The 21,360-nt window shown below is 71.2% G+C and carries 21 protein-coding genes; 8 read left to right on the plus strand and 13 right to left on the minus strand.

The genetic code is table 11. The features are described 5' to 3' along the window. Positions 1 to 264 precede the first annotated feature (264 nt). Entirely contained in the window at positions 265 to 1,215 is a 951-nt protein-coding gene (era, locus tag ACQKM2_RS21425; RefSeq protein ID WP_427711886.1) for a GTPase Era, read from the plus strand. Here the strand turns inward: era and ACQKM2_RS21430 are convergent. The 4 genes from ACQKM2_RS21430 to ACQKM2_RS21445 all read right to left on the minus strand — a co-directional run bounded on the left by ACQKM2_RS21430 (position 1,212) and on the right by ACQKM2_RS21445 (position 4,299). Beyond that, entirely contained in the window at positions 1,212 to 1,898 is a 687-nt protein-coding gene (locus ACQKM2_RS21430; RefSeq protein WP_427711888.1) for a class I SAM-dependent methyltransferase, read from the minus strand. The two genes, era and ACQKM2_RS21430, sit on opposite strands and share 4 nt — an antisense overlap. 148 nt (positions 1,899 to 2,046) lie before the next feature. Next, positions 2,047 to 2,856: a GNAT family N-acetyltransferase gene (locus tag ACQKM2_RS21435; RefSeq protein WP_427711890.1), complete on the minus strand. Its 810-nt coding sequence runs from the start codon at positions 2,854 to 2,856 to the stop codon at positions 2,047 to 2,049. Positions 2,857 to 2,912: 56 nt separating this feature from the next. Beyond that, a complete protein-coding gene (locus tag ACQKM2_RS21440) occupies positions 2,913 to 3,185 on the minus strand; it encodes a protealysin inhibitor emfourin (protein WP_125816462.1) in 273 nt (90 codons plus the stop codon). Positions 3,186 to 3,213: 28 nt separating this feature from the next. Further along, a complete protein-coding gene (locus ACQKM2_RS21445) occupies positions 3,214 to 4,299 on the minus strand; it encodes a M4 family metallopeptidase (protein ID WP_427711892.1) in 1,086 nt (361 codons plus the stop codon). Positions 4,300 to 4,664: 365 nt separating this feature from the next. Between ACQKM2_RS21445 and leuA the strand changes: the two genes are divergently transcribed. Beyond that, positions 4,665 to 6,428, plus strand: coding sequence for a 2-isopropylmalate synthase (leuA, locus tag ACQKM2_RS21450; RefSeq protein WP_427711894.1), 1,764 nt, complete (start codon positions 4,665 to 4,667; stop codon positions 6,426 to 6,428). A gap of 66 nt (positions 6,429 to 6,494) precedes the next feature. Here leuA and ACQKM2_RS21455 read toward each other — a convergent pair whose 3' ends face one another. Further along, positions 6,495 to 7,253, minus strand: coding sequence for an SDR family NAD(P)-dependent oxidoreductase (locus ACQKM2_RS21455; protein ID WP_427711896.1), 759 nt, complete (start codon positions 7,251 to 7,253; stop codon positions 6,495 to 6,497). Between the two features lie 157 nt (positions 7,254 to 7,410). On the opposite strand from ACQKM2_RS21455, the gene ACQKM2_RS21460 reads away from it, so the two are divergent. The 5 genes from ACQKM2_RS21460 to ACQKM2_RS21480 all read left to right on the plus strand — a co-directional run bounded on the left by ACQKM2_RS21460 (position 7,411) and on the right by ACQKM2_RS21480 (position 12,369). After that, positions 7,411 to 8,106 (plus strand): TerB family tellurite resistance protein, encoded by a 696-nt coding sequence (locus ACQKM2_RS21460; protein WP_427711898.1) that lies wholly within the window; start codon positions 7,411 to 7,413, stop codon positions 8,104 to 8,106. Between the two features lie 550 nt (positions 8,107 to 8,656). Continuing rightward, a complete protein-coding gene (locus ACQKM2_RS21465) occupies positions 8,657 to 10,156 on the plus strand; it encodes a nucleobase:cation symporter-2 family protein (protein WP_427711900.1) in 1,500 nt (499 codons plus the stop codon). A gap of 82 nt (positions 10,157 to 10,238) precedes the next feature. Next, positions 10,239 to 10,985: a DNA repair protein RecO gene (gene recO, locus ACQKM2_RS21470; protein ID WP_385771248.1), complete on the plus strand. Its 747-nt coding sequence runs from the start codon at positions 10,239 to 10,241 to the stop codon at positions 10,983 to 10,985. An 11-nt stretch (positions 10,986 to 10,996) separates the two neighbouring features. Beyond that, positions 10,997 to 11,818, plus strand: coding sequence for an isoprenyl transferase (locus ACQKM2_RS21475; protein ID WP_362462019.1), 822 nt, complete (start codon positions 10,997 to 10,999; stop codon positions 11,816 to 11,818). Positions 11,819 to 11,841: 23 nt separating this feature from the next. After that, entirely contained in the window at positions 11,842 to 12,369 is a 528-nt protein-coding gene (locus ACQKM2_RS21480; RefSeq protein WP_427711902.1) for a YcxB family protein, read from the plus strand. Here the strand turns inward: ACQKM2_RS21480 and ACQKM2_RS21485 are convergent. From ACQKM2_RS21485 to ACQKM2_RS21500, 4 genes are read right to left on the minus strand one after another with little or no spacing between them, the layout of a single operon-like run. Next, the gene (locus ACQKM2_RS21485) at positions 12,366 to 12,794 is read right to left on the minus strand and encodes a Fur family transcriptional regulator (RefSeq protein WP_007263971.1); all 429 of its coding nucleotides are present in this window, start codon (positions 12,792 to 12,794) and stop codon (positions 12,366 to 12,368) included. The two genes, ACQKM2_RS21480 and ACQKM2_RS21485, sit on opposite strands and share 4 nt — an antisense overlap. Positions 12,795 to 12,845: 51 nt before the next feature. Then, positions 12,846 to 13,712 (minus strand): metal ABC transporter permease, encoded by an 867-nt coding sequence (locus ACQKM2_RS21490; RefSeq protein WP_427711904.1) that lies wholly within the window; start codon positions 13,710 to 13,712, stop codon positions 12,846 to 12,848. Next, positions 13,712 to 14,506, minus strand: a complete 795-nt coding sequence (locus tag ACQKM2_RS21495) for a metal ABC transporter ATP-binding protein (RefSeq protein ID WP_427711906.1) — start codon at positions 14,504 to 14,506, stop codon at positions 13,712 to 13,714. Before ACQKM2_RS21495 ends, ACQKM2_RS21490 begins: the two co-directional genes overlap by 1 nt. A gap of 26 nt (positions 14,507 to 14,532) precedes the next feature. Continuing rightward, a complete protein-coding gene (locus tag ACQKM2_RS21500) occupies positions 14,533 to 15,510 on the minus strand; it encodes a metal ABC transporter substrate-binding protein (RefSeq protein WP_427711908.1) in 978 nt (325 codons plus the stop codon). Positions 15,511 to 15,664: 154 nt separating this feature from the next. Here ACQKM2_RS21500 and ACQKM2_RS21505 point away from each other — a divergent pair, with 154 nt between their 5' ends. Further along, complete coding sequence (locus ACQKM2_RS21505; RefSeq protein WP_427711910.1) at positions 15,665 to 17,047, plus strand: glycine--tRNA ligase; 1,383 nt, start codon at positions 15,665 to 15,667, stop codon at positions 17,045 to 17,047. Between the two features lie 80 nt (positions 17,048 to 17,127). On the opposite strand, the gene ACQKM2_RS21510 is transcribed toward ACQKM2_RS21505, so the two are convergent. The 4 genes from ACQKM2_RS21510 to ACQKM2_RS21525 form a co-directional block, all read right to left on the minus strand. Then, the gene (locus ACQKM2_RS21510) at positions 17,128 to 17,841 is read right to left on the minus strand and encodes a VC0807 family protein (RefSeq protein ID WP_427711912.1); all 714 of its coding nucleotides are present in this window, start codon (positions 17,839 to 17,841) and stop codon (positions 17,128 to 17,130) included. A gap of 146 nt (positions 17,842 to 17,987) precedes the next feature. Next, on the minus strand, positions 17,988 to 18,581 hold the full coding sequence (locus ACQKM2_RS21515; RefSeq protein WP_427711914.1) for a TetR family transcriptional regulator: 594 nt from the start codon (positions 18,579 to 18,581) through the stop codon (positions 17,988 to 17,990). 21 nt (positions 18,582 to 18,602) lie between these two features. Continuing rightward, on the minus strand, positions 18,603 to 19,661 hold the full coding sequence (locus ACQKM2_RS21520) for an aldo/keto reductase (protein WP_427711916.1): 1,059 nt from the start codon (positions 19,659 to 19,661) through the stop codon (positions 18,603 to 18,605). A 147-nt stretch (positions 19,662 to 19,808) separates the two neighbouring features. After that, positions 19,809 to 21,344 (minus strand): MFS transporter, encoded by a 1,536-nt coding sequence (locus ACQKM2_RS21525; RefSeq protein ID WP_427711917.1) that lies wholly within the window; start codon positions 21,342 to 21,344, stop codon positions 19,809 to 19,811. Positions 21,345 to 21,360: the final 16 nt, after the last annotated feature.

Raw genomic sequence — 21,360 nt, forward strand, 5'->3', positions numbered from 1 at the left:
GCGCAACGGGGTCAGGGGCACCGCCCCAGGGAACGGTGGAAGGGCGGGTAGGGGAGAAGACCCTCCGGCCCGGGCCCGCCGGGCACGGGCCGCCGCCCCGCACGGGCAGCGGCTTCGGGCCCCGGGGGCCGCAGCGCGGGGTAGGGCGCGGGCCCCAAGGGTCGCGGCGCGGGGCAGGGTACGGGCCCCGGGGGCCGCGGCGCGGGGCAGGGTGTGGGCGTCTCGGGGGTGGTCTGGTCGGCGCGGGGGGCCGCATCGGGGAGAATGGCCCGTATGAGCGATCGTTCCCCCGAGCCCACCGCCCCGCACCGCGCGGGCTTCGCCTGCTTCGTCGGCCGCCCCAACGCGGGCAAGTCGACCCTGACCAACGCGCTCGTGGGCACCAAGGTCGCGATCACCTCCAACCGGCCGCAGACCACCCGCCACACCGTCCGCGGCATCGTGCACCGCCCGGACGCGCAGCTGGTGCTGGTCGACACCCCCGGTCTGCACAAGCCGCGCACGCTGCTCGGCGAGCGCCTCAACGACGTCGTGCGCACCACCTGGGCCGAGGTCGACGTCATCGGCTTCTGCCTGCCCGCCGACCAGAAGCTCGGCCCCGGCGACAAGTTCATCGCCAAGGAGCTCGCGGGGATCAAGAAGACCCCCAAGATCGCCATCATCACCAAGACGGACCTGGTCGAGTCCAAGCAGGTGGGCGAGCAGCTCATCGCCGTCCACCGGCTGGCCGAGGAGCTCGGTTTCGAGTGGGCCGAGATCGTCCCCGTCTCGGCGGTCGGCGACACCCAGGTGCAGCTGCTGGCCGACCTGATCGCGCCGCTGCTGCCCGAGAGCCCCCCGCTGTACCCGGAGGGCGACCTCACCGACGAGCCCGAGATGGTGATGGTCGCGGAGCTGATCCGCGAGGCCGCCCTGGAGGGCGTGCGCGACGAGCTGCCGCACTCCATCGCCGTCGTCGTCGAGGAGATGATCCCGCGCGAGAACCGGCCCGCGGACCGGCCGCTGCTGGACATCCACGCCAACGTCTACATCGAGCGCCCCAGCCAGAAGGGCATCATCATCGGCCCCAAGGGCTCGCGCCTGAAGGAGGTCGGCATGAAGTCGCGCAAGCACATCGAGGCGCTGCTCGGCACGCCGGTCTTCCTCGACCTGCACGTGAAGGTCGCCAAGGACTGGCAGCGCGACCCGAAGCAGCTCCGCAAGCTCGGCTTCTAGCCGGCGTCCCGGGCGGCGCGCCGCCGCAGCTTCAGCGCGTTGTCCCTGCGGGTCCCCGGCCGGCCGTCGGGGGCCGTCAGGGCCTGCTCGTGCTCGGCCGAGAGCAGCACCTCCCAGGCGCCCTCCGGCAGCTCCAGGTCCGCCAGCACCTCGTCCGGGGTCGGGAAGCGGATGTCGGCGTGCGCGTCGGGGTCCCAGGACGGCCCGCCCGCGTGGCCGGCGATGAGCAGGATCCCGCCGGGAGCCACGGCGGAGGCGGCCGTGCGCAGGATCCGCTCGCGCGGGAAGTCCCCGTACGAGTGCAGGAAGCACGCGGAGACCAGGTCGAACTCCCCGTCGGGGAAGGAATCGGCAAGGTCGTGCCGCTGCCAGTCGACGCGGTCCCCGAGCCCCGCCTCCGCGGCGTGCCCGGCCGCCCGCGCGAGGGCCACCCCGGAGATGTCGGTGCCGGTGACCCGCCAGCCCTGCCGGGCCAGCCACACGGCGTCGGCGCCCTCGCCGCAGCCCAGGTCGAGGGCGCGGCCCGGGGTGAGGCCGGAGGCCTCGCGGACCAGTACCTCGTTGGCCCTGCCGCTCCAGACGCGGTCGCTCTCGCGGTAGCGGGCGTCCCACCAGCCCTCGCCCGCGCCGTCGGGGTGCTGCTCCTGGTGCCGGTGGTGCTGGTGGTGCTGGTGCTCGGTCATGCGGGGCCTCTTCCGTGAGGTCCCCCAGTGGTGGCCGGGGGAGGGTCTGCCGGTACGGCCGATGCTGCGCCGGGGCCACCGCCCGGGCAACTTCCGTTGCCGAACCGGCAAACCGTCCCCCCAGCTACCGCTGGGGGGACCCCCGGGATCAGCCCGCCGCCGGCTCCGCGATCAGGGCCGTGCCCACCCGCCGGAACCCGGCGCGGGCGTAGATCCGGGCCACGTCCTCGTCCCCGGCCGACAGGAAGACCGTACGGGCGCCCCGGGCGCGGGCCTCGGCGACCAGGGCCGCGGTCACCCCGAGGGCGAGCCCCTGGCGCCGGGCGGTGGGCAGGGTGCCGACGCCGACGACCTCGGCGACGTCGCCGACCGGGTTGTACTGGCCGGAGCAGAGCACCAGCCCGTCGCGCACGGCCGCGGCCATCGTGGTGCGCCCGTCCGCGAGCATCGTCGAGACGCGGGCCCGTCGCTCCTCGGACCCCGGGTCCGCCACGGCCGCCGCCAGCTCCGCCGGGCCCGCCGTGCCCAGGGCCGTGCCCGGCTCGCCGAAGGCCAGCGCCGGTACGGTCACGGCGGCCTGGAGCAGCGGGTCGTCGGCGCCGAGCAGCCGGACCTCGGGATGCGGCGGGAGCGGCTCGGCGTCGGCGTCCAGTGCCATCAGGGGGTGGGCGTGGACGTGCAGCCCGGCGGCTTCCACCGCGGCCCGCAGCGAGGGGGTGGTTTCGGCCACCCATTCGAAGGACTCCGGCACCTTCAGCTCCCGCTGCCTCTCCAGCACCGTGAGTACGTCGGCGGCGGTCGCGTCGGCGCCGCCGAGCGCGGGCCGTGCGTAGTACTGCCAGCCCTGTCCCTCCTGCACGAACAGGGTCAGCGGCCCGAAGTCCTCGCCCCGCGCGCCGCCCCGGCGGGGGACGGCGTCGTAGTACTGCTCCAGGGCGGCCAAGATCGTTTCAGTCATCCCGTCATCCAAGCAGGACCGCCATGACCCGGGCATCCCCTTTCCCGGGGCCGTGGCTACGCGCCCTCCTTGAGCACGCGGGAGACCAGGCTGCGCTGGGCGTCCGACAGGTGGGGGTCCTGGCAGGACACCGTCCGCCCGTCCACCGTGATCCGGTACGAGAACCCGTCCCGCACCCCGCCCGGCCCCTGGCCGGCCCGGGGGTCCGGGCGCAGCGCCAGCAGGGCGAGCGCCTGCCACTCCTCCTCGTCGGGCCGGCCCGAGGTGTCCACCTCGGCCCGGCGCTCGATCCCCGCGAAACCGCCCGTCCGCACCACTTCGATCCGCATGGTGCCCCTTCTATCGGAGCGGGACGGCCTAGGCCAGGCCGACGGCCGACCAGGCCTTCTGGAGGGCCTGGTGCTCCGCGCCGCCCTCGCCGTACCGGGCGACGGCCGCGGCCGTCGACAGCCGGGCGAAGTCCTTGAAGGAGGCCTTCTCGCCCAGCCGGCCGCCGGTCAGCGTGTCGTACCAGATCCGTCCGGCCCGCTCCCAGGCCTTGCCGCCCAGCTCGGTGGCCGCGATGTAGAAGGCGTGGTTGGGGATCCCGGAGTTGATGTGGACGCCGCCGTTGTCGCGCGAGGTGTTGACGTAGTCGTCCATGGTCGCGGGCTGCGGGTCCTTGCCGAGCTCGTCGTCGTCGTACGCGGTGCCCGGCGCCTTCATGGAGCGCAGCGCGACCCCGGTGACGTTCGGCCCCAGCAGCCCGGCGCCGATCAGCCAGTCCGCCTGGTCGGCGGTCTGGTCCAGGGAGTACTGCTTGATCAGCGAGCCGAAGACGTCCGACATGGACTCGTTGAGCGCCCCGGACTGCCCGTGGTAGTCGAGGTTGGCCGTGTACTGGGTGACGCCGTGGGCCAGCTCGTGCCCGATGACGTCCACCGACACCGTGAAGTCGAGGAAGAGGTCGCCGTCGCCGTCGCCGAAGACCATCTGGCGGCCGTCCCAGAAGGCGTTGTTGTAGTCCTGGCCGTAGTGGACGGTGGCGTCCAGCGGCAGCCCGGAGTCGTCGATGGAGTGCCGTCCGAAGGCCTTGAGGAACAGTTCGTAGGTCGCGCCGAGCCCGGCGTAGGCGCGGTTGGCGGTGGCGTCCTTGACCGGTTCGGAGCCCTCCGCGCGGACCTTCTTGCCGGGCAGCCGGGTGCGGTGCTGGGCGTCGTAGATCGTCCGGGCGGGCCCTTCGGCGGGCGTGTCGGCCAGCGAGGGGGCGATGCCCCTGAGGGCGTTGACCTGGCGCCGCTCGCGCAGGCCGCTGTCGTGTTCGAGGGTGCGCAGGGCGGCGTCGGCCCGCGCGCTGTCCGCGGACTGGGCGGCCTTGCGGAGCAGGTGCGGCGGCACGACCGTGCAGAAGACGGGGTGGTGGGGGGTGCGGAGGGCGTGGACAGGGGAAACGAAGGCATCCATGCACGGCAATGTGGCAGTGGGTCATGACGCTGTCACTACCGGCGACCATGATTCATTCGGTTGTCTCAAACCTGACGCGCCGTGTTGACGGATCACCCTGACCTGGGCGCGTGGAAGGAGTCGTAGCTCACAAAGGGTGCAAATCGGGCACCCGGGTCTTGCATACTGAAACAGGTCCTCGCGATACGGCGCGGCTCGGTTAGGCTCGGCCCATCATGCGTTTCGGGCTGCTTCTCCTTAGCTGCCGCGGCGAGGGTCTGTAGTCGTAGGCCGGCCCCCTCCCCGCGGAGTTTGGTGTTGCGGTTTTTACGACCGCCGTCGGCCGTTCAGCGAACTACACGCGGACACGCGAGGAGCCCAACGCCATGAGCCAGCACACTTTTGTCGGTCGCCCCACGCCCATCACGAACGCGACCCACACCCAGAAGCCCTCCGGGATGCCGATCCACAAGTACGGCCGGTACGAGCAGGTGGACATCCCCGACCGCACCTGGCCGGACGCCCGCGTCACCAAGGCTCCCCGCTGGCTCTCCACGGACCTGCGCGACGGCAACCAGTCGCTGATCGACCCGATGACCCCCGCCCGCAAGCGCGAGATGTTCGACCTGCTGGTGCGCATGGGCTACAAGGAGATCGAGGTCGGCTTCCCGTCCTCCGGCGAGACCGACTTCGCCTTCGTGCGCTCCATCATCGAAGAGGGCGCGATCCCGGACGACGTCACCATCTCCGTACTGACCCAGGCCCGCGAGGACCTGATCGAGCGGACCGTCGAGTCGCTGGTCGGCGCCAAGCGCGCCACCGTGCACCTGTACAACGCGACCGCCCCGACCTTCCGCCGGGTCGTCTTCCGCGGCTCCAAGGAGCAGATCAAGCAGATCGCCGTCGACGGCACCCGCCTGGTCATGGAGTACGCCGAGAAGCTGCTGGGCCCCGAGACCACCTTCGGCTACCAGTACAGCCCGGAGATCTTCACCGACACCGAGCTGGACTTCGCCCTGGAGGTCTGCGAGGCCGTCTGCGACGTCTGGCAGCCCGGCGAGGGCCGCGAGATCATCCTGAACCTGCCCGCCACCGTGGAGCGCTCGACGCCCTCCACCCACGCGGACCGCTTCGAGTGGATGGCCCGCAACCTGACCCGCCGCGAGCACGTCTGCATCTCCGTGCACCCGCACAACGACCGCGGCACCGCCGTCGCCGCCGCCGAGCTGGCTCTGATGGCCGGCGCCGACCGCATCGAGGGCTGCCTGTTCGGGCAGGGCGAGCGCACCGGCAACGTCGACCTGATCACCCTGGGCATGAACCTGTTCTCGCAGGGCATCGACCCGCAGATCGACTTCTCCCAGATCGACGAGATCCGCCGCACCAGCGAGTACTGCAACCAGATGGAGGTCCACCCGCGCCACCCCTACGCGGGCGACCTGGTCTACACCGCCTTCTCCGGCTCCCACCAGGACGCCATCAAGAAGGGCTTCGACGCCATGGAGGCCGACGCGGCCTCCCAGGGCAAGACCGTGGACGACATCGAGTGGGCGGTCCCGTACCTGCCGATCGACCCGAAGGACGTCGGCCGCTCCTACGAGGCGGTCATCCGGGTCAACTCGCAGTCCGGCAAGGGCGGCATCGCCTACGTCCTGAAGAACGACCACAAGCTGGACCTGCCGCGCCGCATGCAGATCGAGTTCTCGCGGATCATCCAGGCCAAGACCGACTCCGAGGGCGGCGAGGTCACGCCGAAGGCGATCTGGGACGTCTTCTCGGACGAGTACCTGCCCAACCCCGAGAACCCGTGGGGCCGCATCCAGCTGCGCTCCGGCTCCACCGCCACCGACAAGGACGGCACCGACACCCTGACCGTCGAGGCGGTCGTGGACGGCGTCGAGACGGTCCTGAACGGCACCGGCAACGGCCCGATCTCGGCCTTCTTCGACGCGCTGGCCGGCATCGGCGTCGACGCCCGCCTGCTGGACTACACCGAGCACACGATGAGCGAGGGCGCCTCCGCCGTGGCCGCCTCGTACATCGAGTGCGCGATCGACGGCCGGGTCCTGTGGGGCATCGGCATCGACGCCAACACCACCCGCGCCTCCCTGAAGGCGGTCATCTCCGCCGTCAACCGCGCGGGCCGCTAGTCCACCCGTACGGAGCCCCCGTCCCCCCTCGTGGAGGGGCGGGGGCTCCGTCGTGCCCGGGGCCGCTCAGCGGGCCAGGTAGCCGCCGTCCACCGGAAGGACCACACCGGTCACGAACGAGGCCGCGTCGGAGGCCAGGAAGGCGATGGCGCGGGCCACCTCCTCCGGCTCGCCGAGCCGGCCCATCGGGTGGGCCGCCGTGACCTCCGCGAGGTACTCCGGGCCGCCCGGCTCGTCGTCCAGCGCCAGTACCCGCTCCGTGCGGATGGTTCCGGGCGCCACCGCGTTGACGCGGATCCCGCGCGCCGCCCACTCCACCGCCAGGTGCTTGGCCAGCCCCGACGCGACGAACTTCGCCGGCCCGTACGCGGCCTGGCGGGCCTGCCCGGCCACCCCCGAGATCGAGGACACGCAGACCAGCGCCCCGCCGGCCGGCCGCTGCGCGGTCATCGCCTCGATGGCGTACTTGCAGGTCAGGAACATGCCCCGGCCGTCAACCGCCATGACGTGGTCCCAGTCCTCGGGGGTGGTCTCGCGCACGTCCGAAAGGGGGAGCACCCCGGCGTTCGCCACGGCGACGTCGAGCCGCCCGTACGCGGCGACGGCGGCCGCGACCATCGCGTGGTTGGCCTCGGGATCGGACACGTCACCGGTCACGGTCGTGATCCCGTGCCCCTCCCCGGCGAGCAGCGCGCGCAGGGACTCCAGGCCGGGGCCGTTGACGTCGGACGCGGTGACCCGGGCCCCGGAGCGGGCCAGGAGCAGGGCCGTGGCCCGGCCGATGCCGCTCGCGGCTCCGGTCACCAGACAGGACTTCTCGTTCATGCCGCAGAGGGTAGGGAAAGCGGAGCGGCGGGGGCGCACTTCGGCCAACTCCCGGCCCCGCGCGATGTTGTCTTGTCGCACGACTGACGCAGCCTCACCGATGTGGCTAACATCACGCCAACCCGGCGGTGCCGCCGGAAGGTTATGGAGGTGCGACGTGCTGCCAGTTCGGGGTGGGGACGGCCGGAAGCTGACCGTCTGGGGCATCCGCACCACCTGGAACACCGTGGGAGACGGGGAGTTCTTCTGCCCCGACTGCGGCGGTGACCGCAACTACCGCCGGCGCACCGGACGCCGGCGCTTCACCGTGCTCGGCGTGCCGCTGCTGCCGCGCGGCCAGGCCGGGCCGGTCGTCGAGTGCCAGGGCTGCCGGCAGCGCTTCGACACCGACGTGCTGGACCACCTGACCACCACCCGCTTCTCGGCCCTGCTGCGCGACGCCCAGCACACCGTGGCGCTGGCCGTCCTCGCGGCGGGCGGGACCGCCTCGCGCAGCGCCCTGGAGGCCGCCGTGTCGGCCGTACGGGCCGCCGGGTTCCAGGACTGCACCGCGGAGCAGTTGGAGTCCCTCGTGGACGCGCTGGCCACCGACGAGGGCCGGCTGGGGCTGTACGACGGGCCCGAGTGCTGCGGGGCCGCGCTGTCGATCGAGCTCCACGAGGCGCTGGAGCCGCTCGCCCCGCACCTGGCGGGGCCGGGGCGGGAGTCGATCCTGCTCCAGGGCGCGCGGATCGCGCTCGCGGACGGGCCCTACATCCCGGCCGAGCGCGAGGTGCTCGCCACCGTCGGCGCGGCGCTGCGGATGGGCACGGACGAGGTGGCCGGGCTGCTCTCGGCGGTCAGAGCCCCGTAGGAGGAGCGCGTACGAGGGTCCGGGCCCGGCGGATTTCCGCCGGGCCCGGCGGCGTTCCGGGGCGGAATTCCGGCATGCGGAGTTCCTGGAGGTAACGATCCGGCCTCGCGGGCGTGAACCGGCAGGTAGCTTGTTCCGTGGAAGAGGTGGATTCCCTACTTCCGTACAAGAATTCCGCATTCCGAACGGCCGGAATTAGGCCCTCTGATTTGCGTGACCGAATACTTGCGAACCGGGTAATGGCCTGTCAAGGCTGGGAACTTCGCAGGTGTGCAGCGGGAAGTGGGCGTCCGGGGCCCGTCGTCCCATACTCCTGCGGGCGGGCGTCCGCCACTGGAGGAACCTCCAGATCGAACGTCCCGAAACGTCAACACTTTGTCGAAGTCGACGATATCTGTGAGCACTCCCACAGGCGTTCAATTCCGGTCACACGACGACGAGATTCGCGTGTTCCCACTGACAACCCCGGCGGATCAACGGGTTAGCGACCCACTCCGTCCAGGGACAACCAGATTCCTCTCAGTTACCTACCTTGAAGGGCAAGGCAGAGATGGCACGTGTCGCCGCCCGGCTTTCCGCAAGCGGAGAGCAGAGCACGCACCCGGTCGACGAGGTGCTCCCCCTCCCCAAGCTCGCGCTGTACGGCTTCCAGCACGTACTCGCCTTCTACGCCGGCGCGGTGATCGTCCCGATCATCGTGGGCAGCGCACTCAAGCTGAGCCCTGAACAGCTGGTCTACCTGATCAACGCGGACCTCTTCACCTGCGGTATCGCCTCGATCATCCAGGCCTTCGGCATCGGCAGGATCGGCGCCAGACTGCCGCTCATCCAGGGCGTCACCTTCACCGCCGTCTCCCCGATGATCGCCATCGGCCTCGGCGCCGGCGGCGGCACCGCCGCGCTGCTGGTCATCTACGGCGCGGTCATCACCGCCGGTATCGCCACCTTCGCCTTCGCCTGGCTGCCCGCCAACGCGTTCCGGGCGGTCATGCGGCTCTTCCCGCCGGTGGTCACCGGCTCGGTGATCACCGTCCTCGGCATCGTGCTGATCCCGGTCGGCCTCCGGGACGCGGTCGGCGGCGTTCCCACCCTCGCCGACGGCGGTGTGCCGACACAGCTGGCCTACGCCGGCGGCACCATGCTCTTCATCCTCGTCCTGATGAAGTTCGGCGGACCGTTCCTGCGCAGCATCAGCATCCTGCTCGGCCTGGTCGGAGGCACCGCCGCGGCCTTCGCGCTCGGCGACGCCAAGTTCGGCAACGTCGGCCAGTCCGACTGGATCGGCGTCACCACGCCCTTCCACTTCGGCGTCCCGAAGTTCGAATGGTTCCCGATCTTCCTGATGCTGATCGTCATGCTGATCACCATGGTCGAGACCACCGGTGACACCTACGCGGTCGGCGACATCGTCGGCAAGGAGGTCGACAGCGAGACCGTGGCCCGCGCCCTGCGCGCCGACGGCGCCGCGACCGCCCTCGGCGGCATCCTGAACTCCTTCCCATACGTCGCCTTCGCCGAGAACGTCGGCCTGGTCCGGATGACCAAGGTCAAGAGCCGCTTCGTGGTCGTGGCCGCCGGTGTGTTCATGATCGTCCTCGGTCTCATCCCGAAGGCCGCCGCGATCGTCGCCTCCGTCCCGCCGGGCGTCCTCGGCGGTGCCGCCACCGTCATGTTCGGCATGGTCGCCCTGGCCGGCATCCAGACCCTCGCCAAGGTGGACCTCAAGGAGGAGAAGAACGCGCTGATCGTCGGCGTCTCGATCGCCCTCGCGCTCTTCCCCGACACCGCCCCGCTCTTCTTCGACAAGCACGTCAGCCCGGACGTCGCCTCGCTGCTCGACAGCGGTGTCACCCTCGGTGCCACGGCCGCGATCGTCCTCAACCTGATCTTCAACGGCCTGGCCAAGGACGACGCCCAGACCGCCGCCAAGGCTCCCGCCGGGGTCGAGCTGCCCGCCCAGCCCGCGGCGGCCCCGGCCGGCGCGGAGAAGGCCGCGGCCTCGGAGAAGGCGGCCGAGAAGGCCGACGACGCGGGCGCGCCCGCCTCCTGATCCTCCCAAGGGGTGCCGACCCCCGTCCGGACACGGTCCGGGCGGGGGTCGGCGCTGTCCGCACCCGGGGGACAATGGGGCCATGAGTCTGTTCCGCGACGACGGCATCGTGCTGCGCACCCAGAAGCTGGGTGAGGCGGACCGCATCATCACGCTCCTCACCCGCGGCCACGGCCGCGTCCGGGCCGTCGCCCGCGGTGTCCGGCGCACCAAGTCCAAGTTCGGCGCCGGGCTGGAACCTTTCTCCCACGCCGACGTGCAGTTCTTCGCGCGCGGCAGCGAGCTGATCGGCCGCAGCCTGCCGCTGTGCACCCAGACCGAGATCATCGCCCCCTACGGCAACGGCATCGCCACCGACTACGCCCGCTACACCGCCGGCACGGCCATGCTGGAGACCGCCGAGCGCTTCACCGAGAACGAGGGCGAGCCCGCCGTACAGCAGTACCTGCTGCTGGTCGGAGCCCTGCGCACGCTCTCCCGGGGCGAGCACGAGCCCCACCTGATCCTCGACGCCTTCCTGCTGCGCTCCCTCGCCGTCAACGGCTACGCCCCCAGCTTCGAGGACTGCGCGAAGTGCGGGATCCACGGCCCCAACCGGCACTTCTCCGTCGCCGCCGGCGGGGTCATATGCGGGGACTGCCGGGTGCCGGGCTCCGTCGTACCCTCGTCGGAGGCCATCGCCCTGCTCAGCGCCCTGCTGACGGGCGACTGGAAGCACGCGGACGCCTGCGAGGCCCGTCACGCGCGGGAGGGCAGCGGGCTGGTCTCGGCCTATTTGCACTGGCATCTGGAGCGCGGGCTACGCTCCCTCCGATACGTCGAGAAATAGGAGCTGGACACATGGCACGACGCGGGATTCTGGGACGCTCTCGCCGCGAGTACAAGGTTCCCGAGCCGCACCCGTCCGGTGCGCGTCCGCCGAAGATCCCCGGCGAGCTGGTCCCGAACCACGTCGCCATCGTGATGGACGGCAACGGCCGCTGGGCCAAGGAGCGCGGCCTGCCCCGCACCGAGGGCCACAAGGTCGGCGAGGGCGTCGTCCTCGACGTGCTCAAGGGCTGCCTGGAGATGGGCGTCAAGAACCTCTCCCTCTACGCCTTCTCGACGGAGAACTGGAAGCGCACGCCCGACGAGGTCCGCTTCCTCATGAACTTCAACCGCGACGTCATCCGGCGCCGCCGCGACGAGATGAACGAGCTCGGCATCCGGATCCGCTGGGTCGGCCGGATGCCGAAGATGTGGAAGTCCGTCGTCCAGGAGCTCCAGATCGCACAGGAGCAGACCGTCGACAACGACGCCATGACCCTGTACTTCTGCGTCAACTACGGCGGCCGCGCCGAGATCGCGGACGCGGCGCAGGCGATCGCCCGCGACGTGGCCGCCGGCAAGCTGGACCCGTCGAAGGTCAACGAGAAGACCTTCGCCAAGTACATCTACTACCCGGACATGCCGGACGTGGACCTGTTCCTGCGCCCCAGCGGCGAGCAGCGCACCTCGAACTACCTGATCTGGCAGAGCGCGTACGCCGAGATGGTCTTCCAGGACGTGCTGTGGCCGGACTTCGACCGCCGCAACCTGTGGGACGCCTGCCTGGAGTACGCGCAGCGCGACCGGCGTTTCGGCGGCGCGGTCCCGAACCAGCCCGAGGGCACCGGGAACTGAAGCCTCCGCTAGGCTCCGCCGTCATGGACATGACTGACCGGGCGGTGGAGCTGCGGTACGGCGCGGCCCCCCGCGACGCGTGGCAGGTGCTGCGGTGGCGCGCCCTGAGGACGCCCGCGGGCCGCAGGGAGCTGCTGCTGTGGCTGGTGGCCCTCCCCGCCGTGCCGGTCGCGCTGGTCGCGGCCCAGCACGGCCGTGCGGTGGACCCGGCCGGCCTGGCCTTCGCGGGCGGGGTGGGAATGGTCCTGGGGGCGGTCTGGCACTGCCTGGACCTGCGGCGGCGGGCGCGGCGGATGCACCGTTGGGCCGCGGAGCACCCCGAGTACACGTTCGTGGTCACGGCGCTCGGGACGCAGAACCACCGTCCCGACGGGACGGCGGTGGCCTACAAGTGGGACAAGTACCGGGGCTGGGCCGAGACCCGGGGCCTGTTCGTCCTCGTGTTCTTCAACGGGGACCTGGGCTGGCTGCCGAAGCGGGCCGCCCCGGCCCCCGAGCACCTCGACCGGATCCGATCGTTCTTCGACCGGAACCTGACCCGGATCGGCTAGCCGGCGGCCGCGCAGTCGGCGCAGGTGCCGAAGATCTCCACGGTGTGCGCCACGTTCACGTAGCCGTGCTCGGCCGCGATCGACTCGGCCCACTTCTCCACGGCCGGACCCTCCACCTCGACGGCCTTGCCGCACTTGCGGCAGACCAGGTGGTGGTGGTGCTCGCCGGTGGAGCAGCGCCGGTAGACGGACTCGCCGTCGCTGGTGCGCAGCACGTCGACCTCACCGGCGTCCGCGAGGGACTGCAGGGTGCGGTACACGGTGGTCAGGCCCACGGAGTCACCGCGGTGCTTGAGCATGTCGTGCAGCTCCTGGGCGCTGCGGAACTCGTCCACCTCGTCCAGCGCCGCCGCCACGGCTGCCCGCTGCCGGGTGGATCGCCCTCGTACTGGCGCGGTACCCGTCTCGCCAGGCGCAGTCGCCACCGGTTCCTCCTCGTTTCGGCCTGCCGCCATTGTGCCAGGCGGCCGAGGACCCTAGACCTTCACGTCGTCCTGGACGCAGACCTCCCGGGCGGCGCGGGCGGCCTTGGCGCGGCGCCTGGCCATGGGCGTGGACAGGGCCGTCGTGACGATGAAGACCGCGATCGCGAGCAGCACGATCGTGGCGCCGGACGGCGCGTCGATGTAGTAGGTGGCGGCGGTGCCGCTCAGGGAGACCACCACGCCGATCGCCATCGCCAGCGACAGGGTCGCGGCGAAGCCGCGGGTGACCCGCTGGGCGGCGGCGACGGGGATCACCATCATGGCGCTGACCAGCAGCAGGCCCACGATGCGCATGGCCACGGTGACGGTGACGGCGGCGGTGACGGCCATCAGCAGGTTCAGCGCGCGCACCGGGAGGCCGGTGACGCGGGCGAACTCCTCGTCCTGGCTGATCGCGAACAGCTGGCGGCGCAGGCCGATGGTGACGGCGACGACGAAGGCCGCGAGGATCACCACGGCGGTGATGTCCTCGGCCGACACGGTGGTGATCGAGCCGAAGAGGTAGCTGCTCAGGTTGGCGGTGGAGCCGCCGGGCGCCAGATTGATGATCATGACGCCGCCGGCCAGGCCGCCGTAGAAGAGCATGGCGAGCGCGATGTCGCCGCTGGTCTTGCCGCGCGAGCGGATCAGCTCCATGCCGACCGCGCCGACGACCGCGACCAGGGTGGCCATCCAGACGGGGCTGGTGTTGAACGCGAAGCCCAGGGCGACACCGGTCATGGCGACGTGGCCGATGCCGTCGCCCATGACGGCCTGGCGGCGCTGGACGAGGTACGTGCCGATCGCGGGCGCGGTGATGCCGACCAGTGCGGCGGCGATCAGCGCGCGCTGCATGAAGGCGTAGTGCAGGAGGTCCATCAGGTCAGCAGTCCCGTCCGCAGGGGCTCGGCGTCGTGCGCCGCGTGGGGGTGTACGTGGTCGTGGCCGGGGAGGGCGTGCTGTCCGACGGCCTCCGGGGGCGGGCCGTCGTGGACGACGCAGCCGTCGCGCAGCACGACGGCGCGGCCGATCAGGGGCTCCAGCGGGCCCAGCTCGTGCAGGACGAGGAGGACGGTGGTCCCGGCGGCGACCTGCTCGCGCAGGGCGCCGGCGAGGACCTCCTGGTTGGCCAGGTCCACGCCGGCCATCGGCTCGTCCATGATCAGCAGTTCGGGTTCGACGGCGAGGGCCCGGGCGATCAGCACGCGCTGGTGCTGCCCGCCGGAGAGGGCGTTGACCGAGGCGTCGGCGTAGCCGTCCATGTCGACCAGGGCCAGGGCCCGCTCGACGGCGGCCTTGTCGGCCCTGCGCAGGATCCCGAAGCGGGAGCGGGCGAGACGGCCGGAGGAGACGACCTCCCGGACGGTGGCCGGGACGCCGCTGGCGGCGGTGGTGCGCTGGGGGACGTACCCGATGCGCGACCACTGGCGGAACCGCTTGAAGTCGGTGCCGAAGAGGGTCAGGGCGCCGTCGGTGAGCGGGACCTGGCCGACCACGGCGCGGACGGCCGTGGACTTGCCGGAGCCGTTGGCGCCGAGGAGGGCGACGACCTCGCCGCGGCGGACGGTGAGGTCGACCCCGCGCAGCACGGGGCGCGAGCCGAGCGAGGCCGTGGCCCCGCGCAGGGATATGACGGCCTGGTCGTCGTCCGCCGGCCGGGGCGTTGACTGCATGGCTCGCGCCTCCGTTGCTGCTGTCGTCACTTGGTTCCGAGCGCCTTCTGGAGGTTCTTCAGGTTGGACCGCATGACCTCGAAGTAGTCGGCGCCCTGCGACTTGTCGGTGATGCCCTCGAGCGGGTCGAGGACGTCGGTCTGCAGGCCCGTGTCCCGGGCGAGGGTCTTGGCCGTCTTGTCGCTGGCCAGGGTCTCGAAGAACACGGTCGTCACATTGTCCTTCTTCGCGACGGCCTGGAGCTCCTTCATCCGGGCCGGGCTCGGCTCGGACTCGGGGTCGACGCCGGAGATGCCCTCCTGGTCGAGGCCGTAGCGCTCGGCGAGGTAGCCGAAGGCGGAGTGGGTGGTGATGAAGGTCCTGGAGGCCGTGTTCTTCAGGCCGTCCTTGAACTCGGTGTCCAGTGCGCCCAGTTTGGCGACCAGGTCGTCGGTGTTCTTCTTGTAGTCCGCCGCGTGGCCGGGGTCGGCCTTCTCCAGGGCGGCGCCGAACCCCTTGGCGATCTCCGCGTACTTGGCGGGGTCGAGCCAGACGTGCGGGTCCTCGCCGGCCTCGCCGTGGGAGTGGCCGTGATCGTGGTCGTGGCCCTCGGCGGCGTGGTCGTGGTCCTCCTCGCCGGAGGTGCCGTGCACTTCGAGCTTGGTGAGGGTGGCCGCGTCCACGATGTTCTTCACGCCGGACTGGGCGATGGCCTTGTCCACGGCGGGCTGGAGCGACTTGAGGTAGAGGACCACGTCCGACTCGGCGAGCTGACCGGTCTGCTTCGGGGTGATCTCCAGGTCGTGCGGTTCGACGCCCGGCTTGGTCAGGGTGTCGACCTTCACGTGGTCCCCGCCTATCTGCTCGGCGAGGAACTGCAGGGGGTAGAACGACGCCGTGACGTGCAGTTTTCCGTCCGCCGTGCCCGCCGCGCCGGCCGTGCCGGAGCAGGCGGTGAGGGCGGTCGCGCCCAGGGCGACGGCGGCGGCGAGGGCGGTCGTGGGTATGAGGCGTCGTACGTTCATGACATCCATTTTCATCAAAGATGGAAACCGTTGTCAAAAACCCTGGTGGGAGGGGTAGCGGGGGCCGCGGAAGGGCATACCCGATTTGAAAGGGGGGGTGCGGGCGCCGGTAACCTGAGGCATTCGCGTTCGTCCTCGTAATGAAGAGAGCACCGTGGCCGCCGACAAGATCGAAACCATCGTCAGCCTGAGCAAGCGCCGTGGCTTCGTTTACCCGTGCAGTGACATCTACGGCGGCTCCAGGGCTGCCTGGGACTACGGCCCGCTCGGTGTCGAGCTCAAGGAGAACATCAAGCGCCAGTGGTGGAAGGCCATGGTCACCGGGCGTGAGGACGTCGTCGGCCTCGACTCCTCCGTGATCCTGGCCCCCGAGGTCTGGGTGGCCTCGGGCCACGTCGCCACGTTCTCCGACCCGCTGACCGAGTGCACCTCCTGTCACAAGCGCCAGCGCGCCGACCACCTGGAAGAGGCGTACGAGGCCAAGCACGGCCGTCTCCCCGAGAACGGCCTGGCCGACATCAACTGCCCGCACTGCGGTGTGAAGGGCCAGTTCACCGAGCCGAAGCAGTTCTCCGGCATGCTGGAGACCCACCTCGGCCCGACCCAGGACACCGGCTCGAAGGCGTACCTGCGCCCCGAGACCGCCCAGGGCATCTTCACCAACTTCGCCATGGTGCAGACCTCGTCGCGCAAGAAGCCCCCGTTCGGCATCGCGCAGATGGGCAAGTCCTTCCGCAACGAGATCACGCCCGGCAACTTCATCTTCCGCACCCGCGAGTTCGAGCAGATGGAGATGGAGTTCTTCGTCAAGCCGGGCGAGGACGACCAGTGGCAGGAATACTGGATGCAGGAGCGGTGGAACTGGTACCGCGGCCTGGGTCTCCGTGAGGAGAACATGCGCTGGTACGACCACCCGGCGGAGAAGCTGTCCCACTACTCGAAGCGCACCGCCGACATCGAGTACCGCTTCAACTTCGGCGGCAGCGAGTTCTCCGAGCTGGAGGGCGTGGCCAACCGCACCGACTACGACCTGAAGGCGCACTCCGCGGCCTCCGGCACCGACCTGGTCTACTACGACCAGGAGGCCCAGGAGAAGTACACCCCGTACGTCATCGAGCCGGCGGCCGGCGTCAACCGCGCCATGCTCGCCTTCATGCTCGACGCGTACATCGAGGACGAGGCCCCCAACGCCAAGGGCGCCATGGAGAAGCGCACGGTCATGCGCTTCGACCCGCGCCTCGCGCCGGTCAAGGTCGCCGTCCTCCCGCTCTCGCGCAACGCGAACCTGTCGCCGAAGGCCAAGGGCCTCGCCGCCGACCTGCGCAAGAACTGGAACATCGAGTTCGACGACGCGGGCGCCATCGGCCGCCGCTACCGCCGCCAGGACGAGATCGGTACGCCGTTCTGCGTCACCGTCGACTTCGACACCCTCGACGACAACGCGGTGACCGTGCGCGAGCGCGACACCATGAAGCAGGAGCGCGTCTCCCTGGACCAGATCCAGAGCTACCTCGGCAGCCGTCTGCTCGGCTGCTAGTTCCCGCTCGAAAGGCCGGTGGCCCGGTGCGCGATCCGCGCACCGGGCCACCGGTCTTCGTGCATCCGCTCCGGGCGACGTCAGGCCGCGGAGCCCTCCGCGGCCGCGGCAGCCGCGGCAGCCGCGCGCTTCTCGCCCTCCGCCTTGGTGCGCTTGACGAAGCGGACCGTCCAGAGGGCCAGGCCGCCGAGCGTCCCGTAGATCAGGAACGGGCTGAGGGTCACCATGGTGGAGGTGTCCAGCAGGTACGACAGGGCGACCCGGACCGCCGCCTCGATGAGGTAGACCACGCCCCACACCAGGGTCATGCGGCGCTGGGCGTTGCGGAAGCCCTCGTACTGCCACAGGCCGTTGTAGTAGGCCACGCCCGCCGGGGTGCCGTCCGTGCCGAACTTGCGGCCGAAGTAGAACATCAGCGGACGCGGCGCGAGCAGCGTGGCCAGGCACAGCAGGCCGAACAGCCCGGTCACGGCGGAGTCCTTGACCAGCAGGGCCCGGGCGGACTGGGCTCCGACGAGCGAGACCACGGCGGTGATCGCGAGGAACACCAGCGCGATGATGGCGAACTCGTCGAGCTTGCGCCGCCAGGCCACCATGATGACGGTGTCGAGCACCGGCCAGACGCCGCTGACCAGCAGCGCCGAGGCCTCGCTCCAGCCGTGGTCCTCGGTGAGGATGTTGAAGGTGAGGATCGGCGCGACCACGCTGAAGACGATGGTGACGATCAAGCCGATCGCGGCGGCCCCGCCGGACCGTGCGGGTGGCGTCGACGGCTGTACTGCTGCTGTGGACAAGGGGTCCCCCTGGACGTACCTGATGAGTGCGGTAAGGGGACCGTAAGGAAACGTCACTGACATGTACAAGCCGACATGCCCCAAAATGATCGCCAAGCTGTCCGGAAGGAATGATTCCGGTCAACTGGGCCCGTGGCGGTGCCCGTTCAGGGGCGCAGACCCCGGATGAGTAGCGCCGTGACGGCCTCGAACTCCGTGAGGATGGTGGGGGAGAGCCAGTCCGCCACGTACTGCGGGTCGTGGAACCGGCCCGTGGCGTCGAAGACGGCGCGGGCGGCCGCCGGGACGTCGGGCGCGTCCAGGGTGCCGGCGGCCACGCCTTCGGCGATGATCCGCGTCAGCTGGTCGATCAGCTCGCCGAGGTGCGCGTCGACCACCCCGCTGTTCTCGCCGAGCAGCACCGTGTACGTCGCGAACAGCTCGGGGTCGTCGCCCGCCTTGTGCCGCTTGGCCTCGAAGAGGGCCCCCAGCCAGGCCTCCAGCTTGGAGGGCGCGGGCTCCCCGGGCGCCGAGGCGATCTTCTCCAGCATGACCACGCTCTTGGCGAGCCAGCGGTCCGTGACCGCCTCGCGCAGCGCCGCCTTCGAGGGGAAGTGCCGGTAGACGCTGCCGTGGCTCACGCCCAGGGCGCGCGCGACGTCCACGACGGTCGCCTTGGTGGGGCCGAAGCGGCGCAGTACCTCCTCGGTGGTTTCGAGGATGCGCTCGGGGGTCAGGGGCTCGGCGGCAGCGGAGGGCATGGGTACGACCGTACCGCCAGCTCAGTGCTCGCTGTCGAGGTGGGCCATCTGCGCCGCCGGGTAGCGCTCGCCGGCGGCCGCTCCCGCGGGGACGGCCTCCTCGATGGCGGCGAGGTCGGCGGCGGTCAGCTCCACCCGCATGGCACCCAGTGCCTCGGTGAGGCGGTCCCGGCGTCGGGCGCCGACCAGCGGCACGATGTCCTCGCCCCGCGCGAGCACCCAGGCGATGGCGGTCTGCGCGACGGTGACCCCCTTCTCCTCCGCGACCTTGCGCAGGGCCTCGACCAGGTCGAGGTTGCGGTGCAGGTTGTCGCCCTGGAAGCGGGGGCTCATCCCGCGGAAGTCGCCGGGGGCCAGGGCGCGGTCACGGGTGAAGTGCCCGCTGATCAGGCCGCGGGAGAGCACCCCGTACGCCGTGACACCGATGCCGAGCTCGCGGGCGGTCGGCAGGATCTCGTCCTCGATGCCGCGCGAGATCAGGGAGTACTCGATCTGGAGGTCCGAGATCGGGGCGACGGCAGCGGCCCGGCGCAGGGTGTCCGCGCCGACCTCCGAGAGGCCGATGTGCCGGACGTGCCCGGCCTGGACGGCCTCGGCGATGGCGCCGACCGTCTCCTCGATCGGGACGTTCTCGTCGACCCGGGCGATCCGGTAGATGTCGATGTGGTCCCGGCCGAGCCGCTGGAGCGAGTAGGCCAGGAAGTTCTTCACGGCCTCGGGCCGGCCGTCGTAGCCGGTGAAGCCGCCCTCGACCGTGCGCAGCGCACCGAACTTGACGCTGGTCAGCGCCTGCTCGCGGGCCGCCGTCGGCGCCGTGCGCAGGGCCTCGTTGATCAGCAGTTCGTTGTGGCCCATGCCGTAGAAGTCGCCCGTGTCGAGCAGCGTGTTCGCGCCCTCCGGGGCGGCCTCCAGGTAGGCGTGGATGGTCGCGAGGGACTCGGCCCGGTCGGCCTCGCCGTAGAGGGCGGACATGCCCATGCAGCCCAGCCCCAGGGAGAAGACGGCGGGGCCGGTGGCGCCCAGCCGGCGGGTGGTGGCGGTGGTGGCGGTGGTGGCGGTGGTGTTCTCGTTCGTCGTCATGGAACGAGAATGGCATGACGGATGACAGATTTCAATATCTGTCATCCGCAAGTGTGAGGGGCCGGCCCTGGAAGGGAGTGGACACACGAGTGCGGCCGGACCCGGCAAGGGGGTCCGGCCGCACGGGAACGCGCTCGTCGCGGGAGGTCAGCCCGCCGGGGCCGGGCCCGCCGCAGGGGGCATCCCGCCGTCCATCCGGGGGCCGGGGCCCGGGCCGGAGGCCTGTCCCGTCGGGGGAGCGGAAGGTGCCGCGGAGGACGGTTCGAAGGACTGCGCCGTGCGCAGTGCCGTGGCGTGGGCCCACGGGCCGGTGGTGACCGCCCCCACCACGAGGACCAGGAACGCGCAGCCGGTGATGATCCACCAGGCCGGCCGGGTCGCCGTCGCGAAGTCCGCGCCGCCCGCCGTGCCGGCCGCCAGCACCGCCCCGATCACGGCCACGCCCAGCGCCCCGCCGGTCTGCCGGCTGGTGGAGGCCACCGCGGCCGCCACCCCCGCCTGGGCGCGCGGCATCCCGGACACCGCCGTATTGGTGATCGGCGCGTTGACCAGCCCGAAGCCGATGCCGAAGAGCACGTACCCGGTGAACATCAACGGCGTGGAGGTCTCCGCCGAGAACGCCGCGAACAGCAGCCCGCTCGCCCCCATGGCCACCCCCGAGATCAGCAGCGACGGCCGCGGCCCGTGGCTGGCGACCAGCCGCCCCGACACCGGCGCGCACAGGAAGGCGAACGCGGCCATCGGCAGCATGTGCAGCCCGGCGTCCAGGGCGTCCAGCCCCCGCACCTCCTGGAGGTACAGGGTGGTCAGGAAGAGGAAGCCGGACAGCGAGGCGAAGGTGCTCACCGCGATCACGGTCGCCCCGCTGAAGGGGGCGCTGCGGAAGAACCGGGGGTCGATGAGCGGGTCCGCCCGGCGGGACTCGTAGTACAGGAGCCCGGCCAGCGCGGCCGCCGCGCCCAGCGCGCACCCGAGGATCGGCGGCGAGCTCCAGCCCTCGGCCGGCGCCTCGATGATCGCGTACGTCACCCCGCCCAGCAGCACCATCACCAGCAGCTGCCCCACCGGGTCCGCCCGGCGCGGCCGCTCGGACCGGGACTCGGGGACGTGCCGCAGGGTCAGCACCAGGGCGAGCAGCCCCACCGGCACGTTGACCCAGAAGATGGACCGCCACCCCACGGAGTCCACCAGCAGCCCGCCGACGAGCGGGCCGGCGGCCATCGAGATGCCGACCACCGCGCCCCAGACGCCGATGGCCCGGGCGCGTTCCTTCGGGTCGGTGAAGGTGTTGGTGATGATCGACATGGCGACGGGGTTGAGCATCGCCCCGCCGACGGCCTGGATCATCCGGAAGGCGATCAGCCATTCCAGGCCGGGCGCCAGCGAGCACAGCACCGACCCCGCCGTGAAGAGGACCAGCCCCCAGGCGAACACCCTGCGGCGCCCGATCCGGTCGGCGGTGGACCCGGCCAGTATCAGCAGCGAGGCGATGACCAGGGTGTAGGCGTCGATGGTCCACTGCATGCCCGAGACCGAGGCGTGGAACTCGCGGCGCATCGCGGGCAGCGCCACGTTCAGGACGGTGTTGTCCAGGCTGACGATCAGCAGGCTCATGCAGCAGATCGCCAGCACCAGCAGGCGGTGCCTGCGGCTCATGTGATCCACGACACTCGTGTGATGCATACCGCCGATAGTACGG

Origin of the sequence: Streptomyces sp. NPDC004126, assembly GCF_050275515.1 — a bacterium.
Taxonomy (GTDB): domain Bacteria; phylum Actinomycetota; class Actinomycetes; order Streptomycetales; family Streptomycetaceae; genus Streptomyces.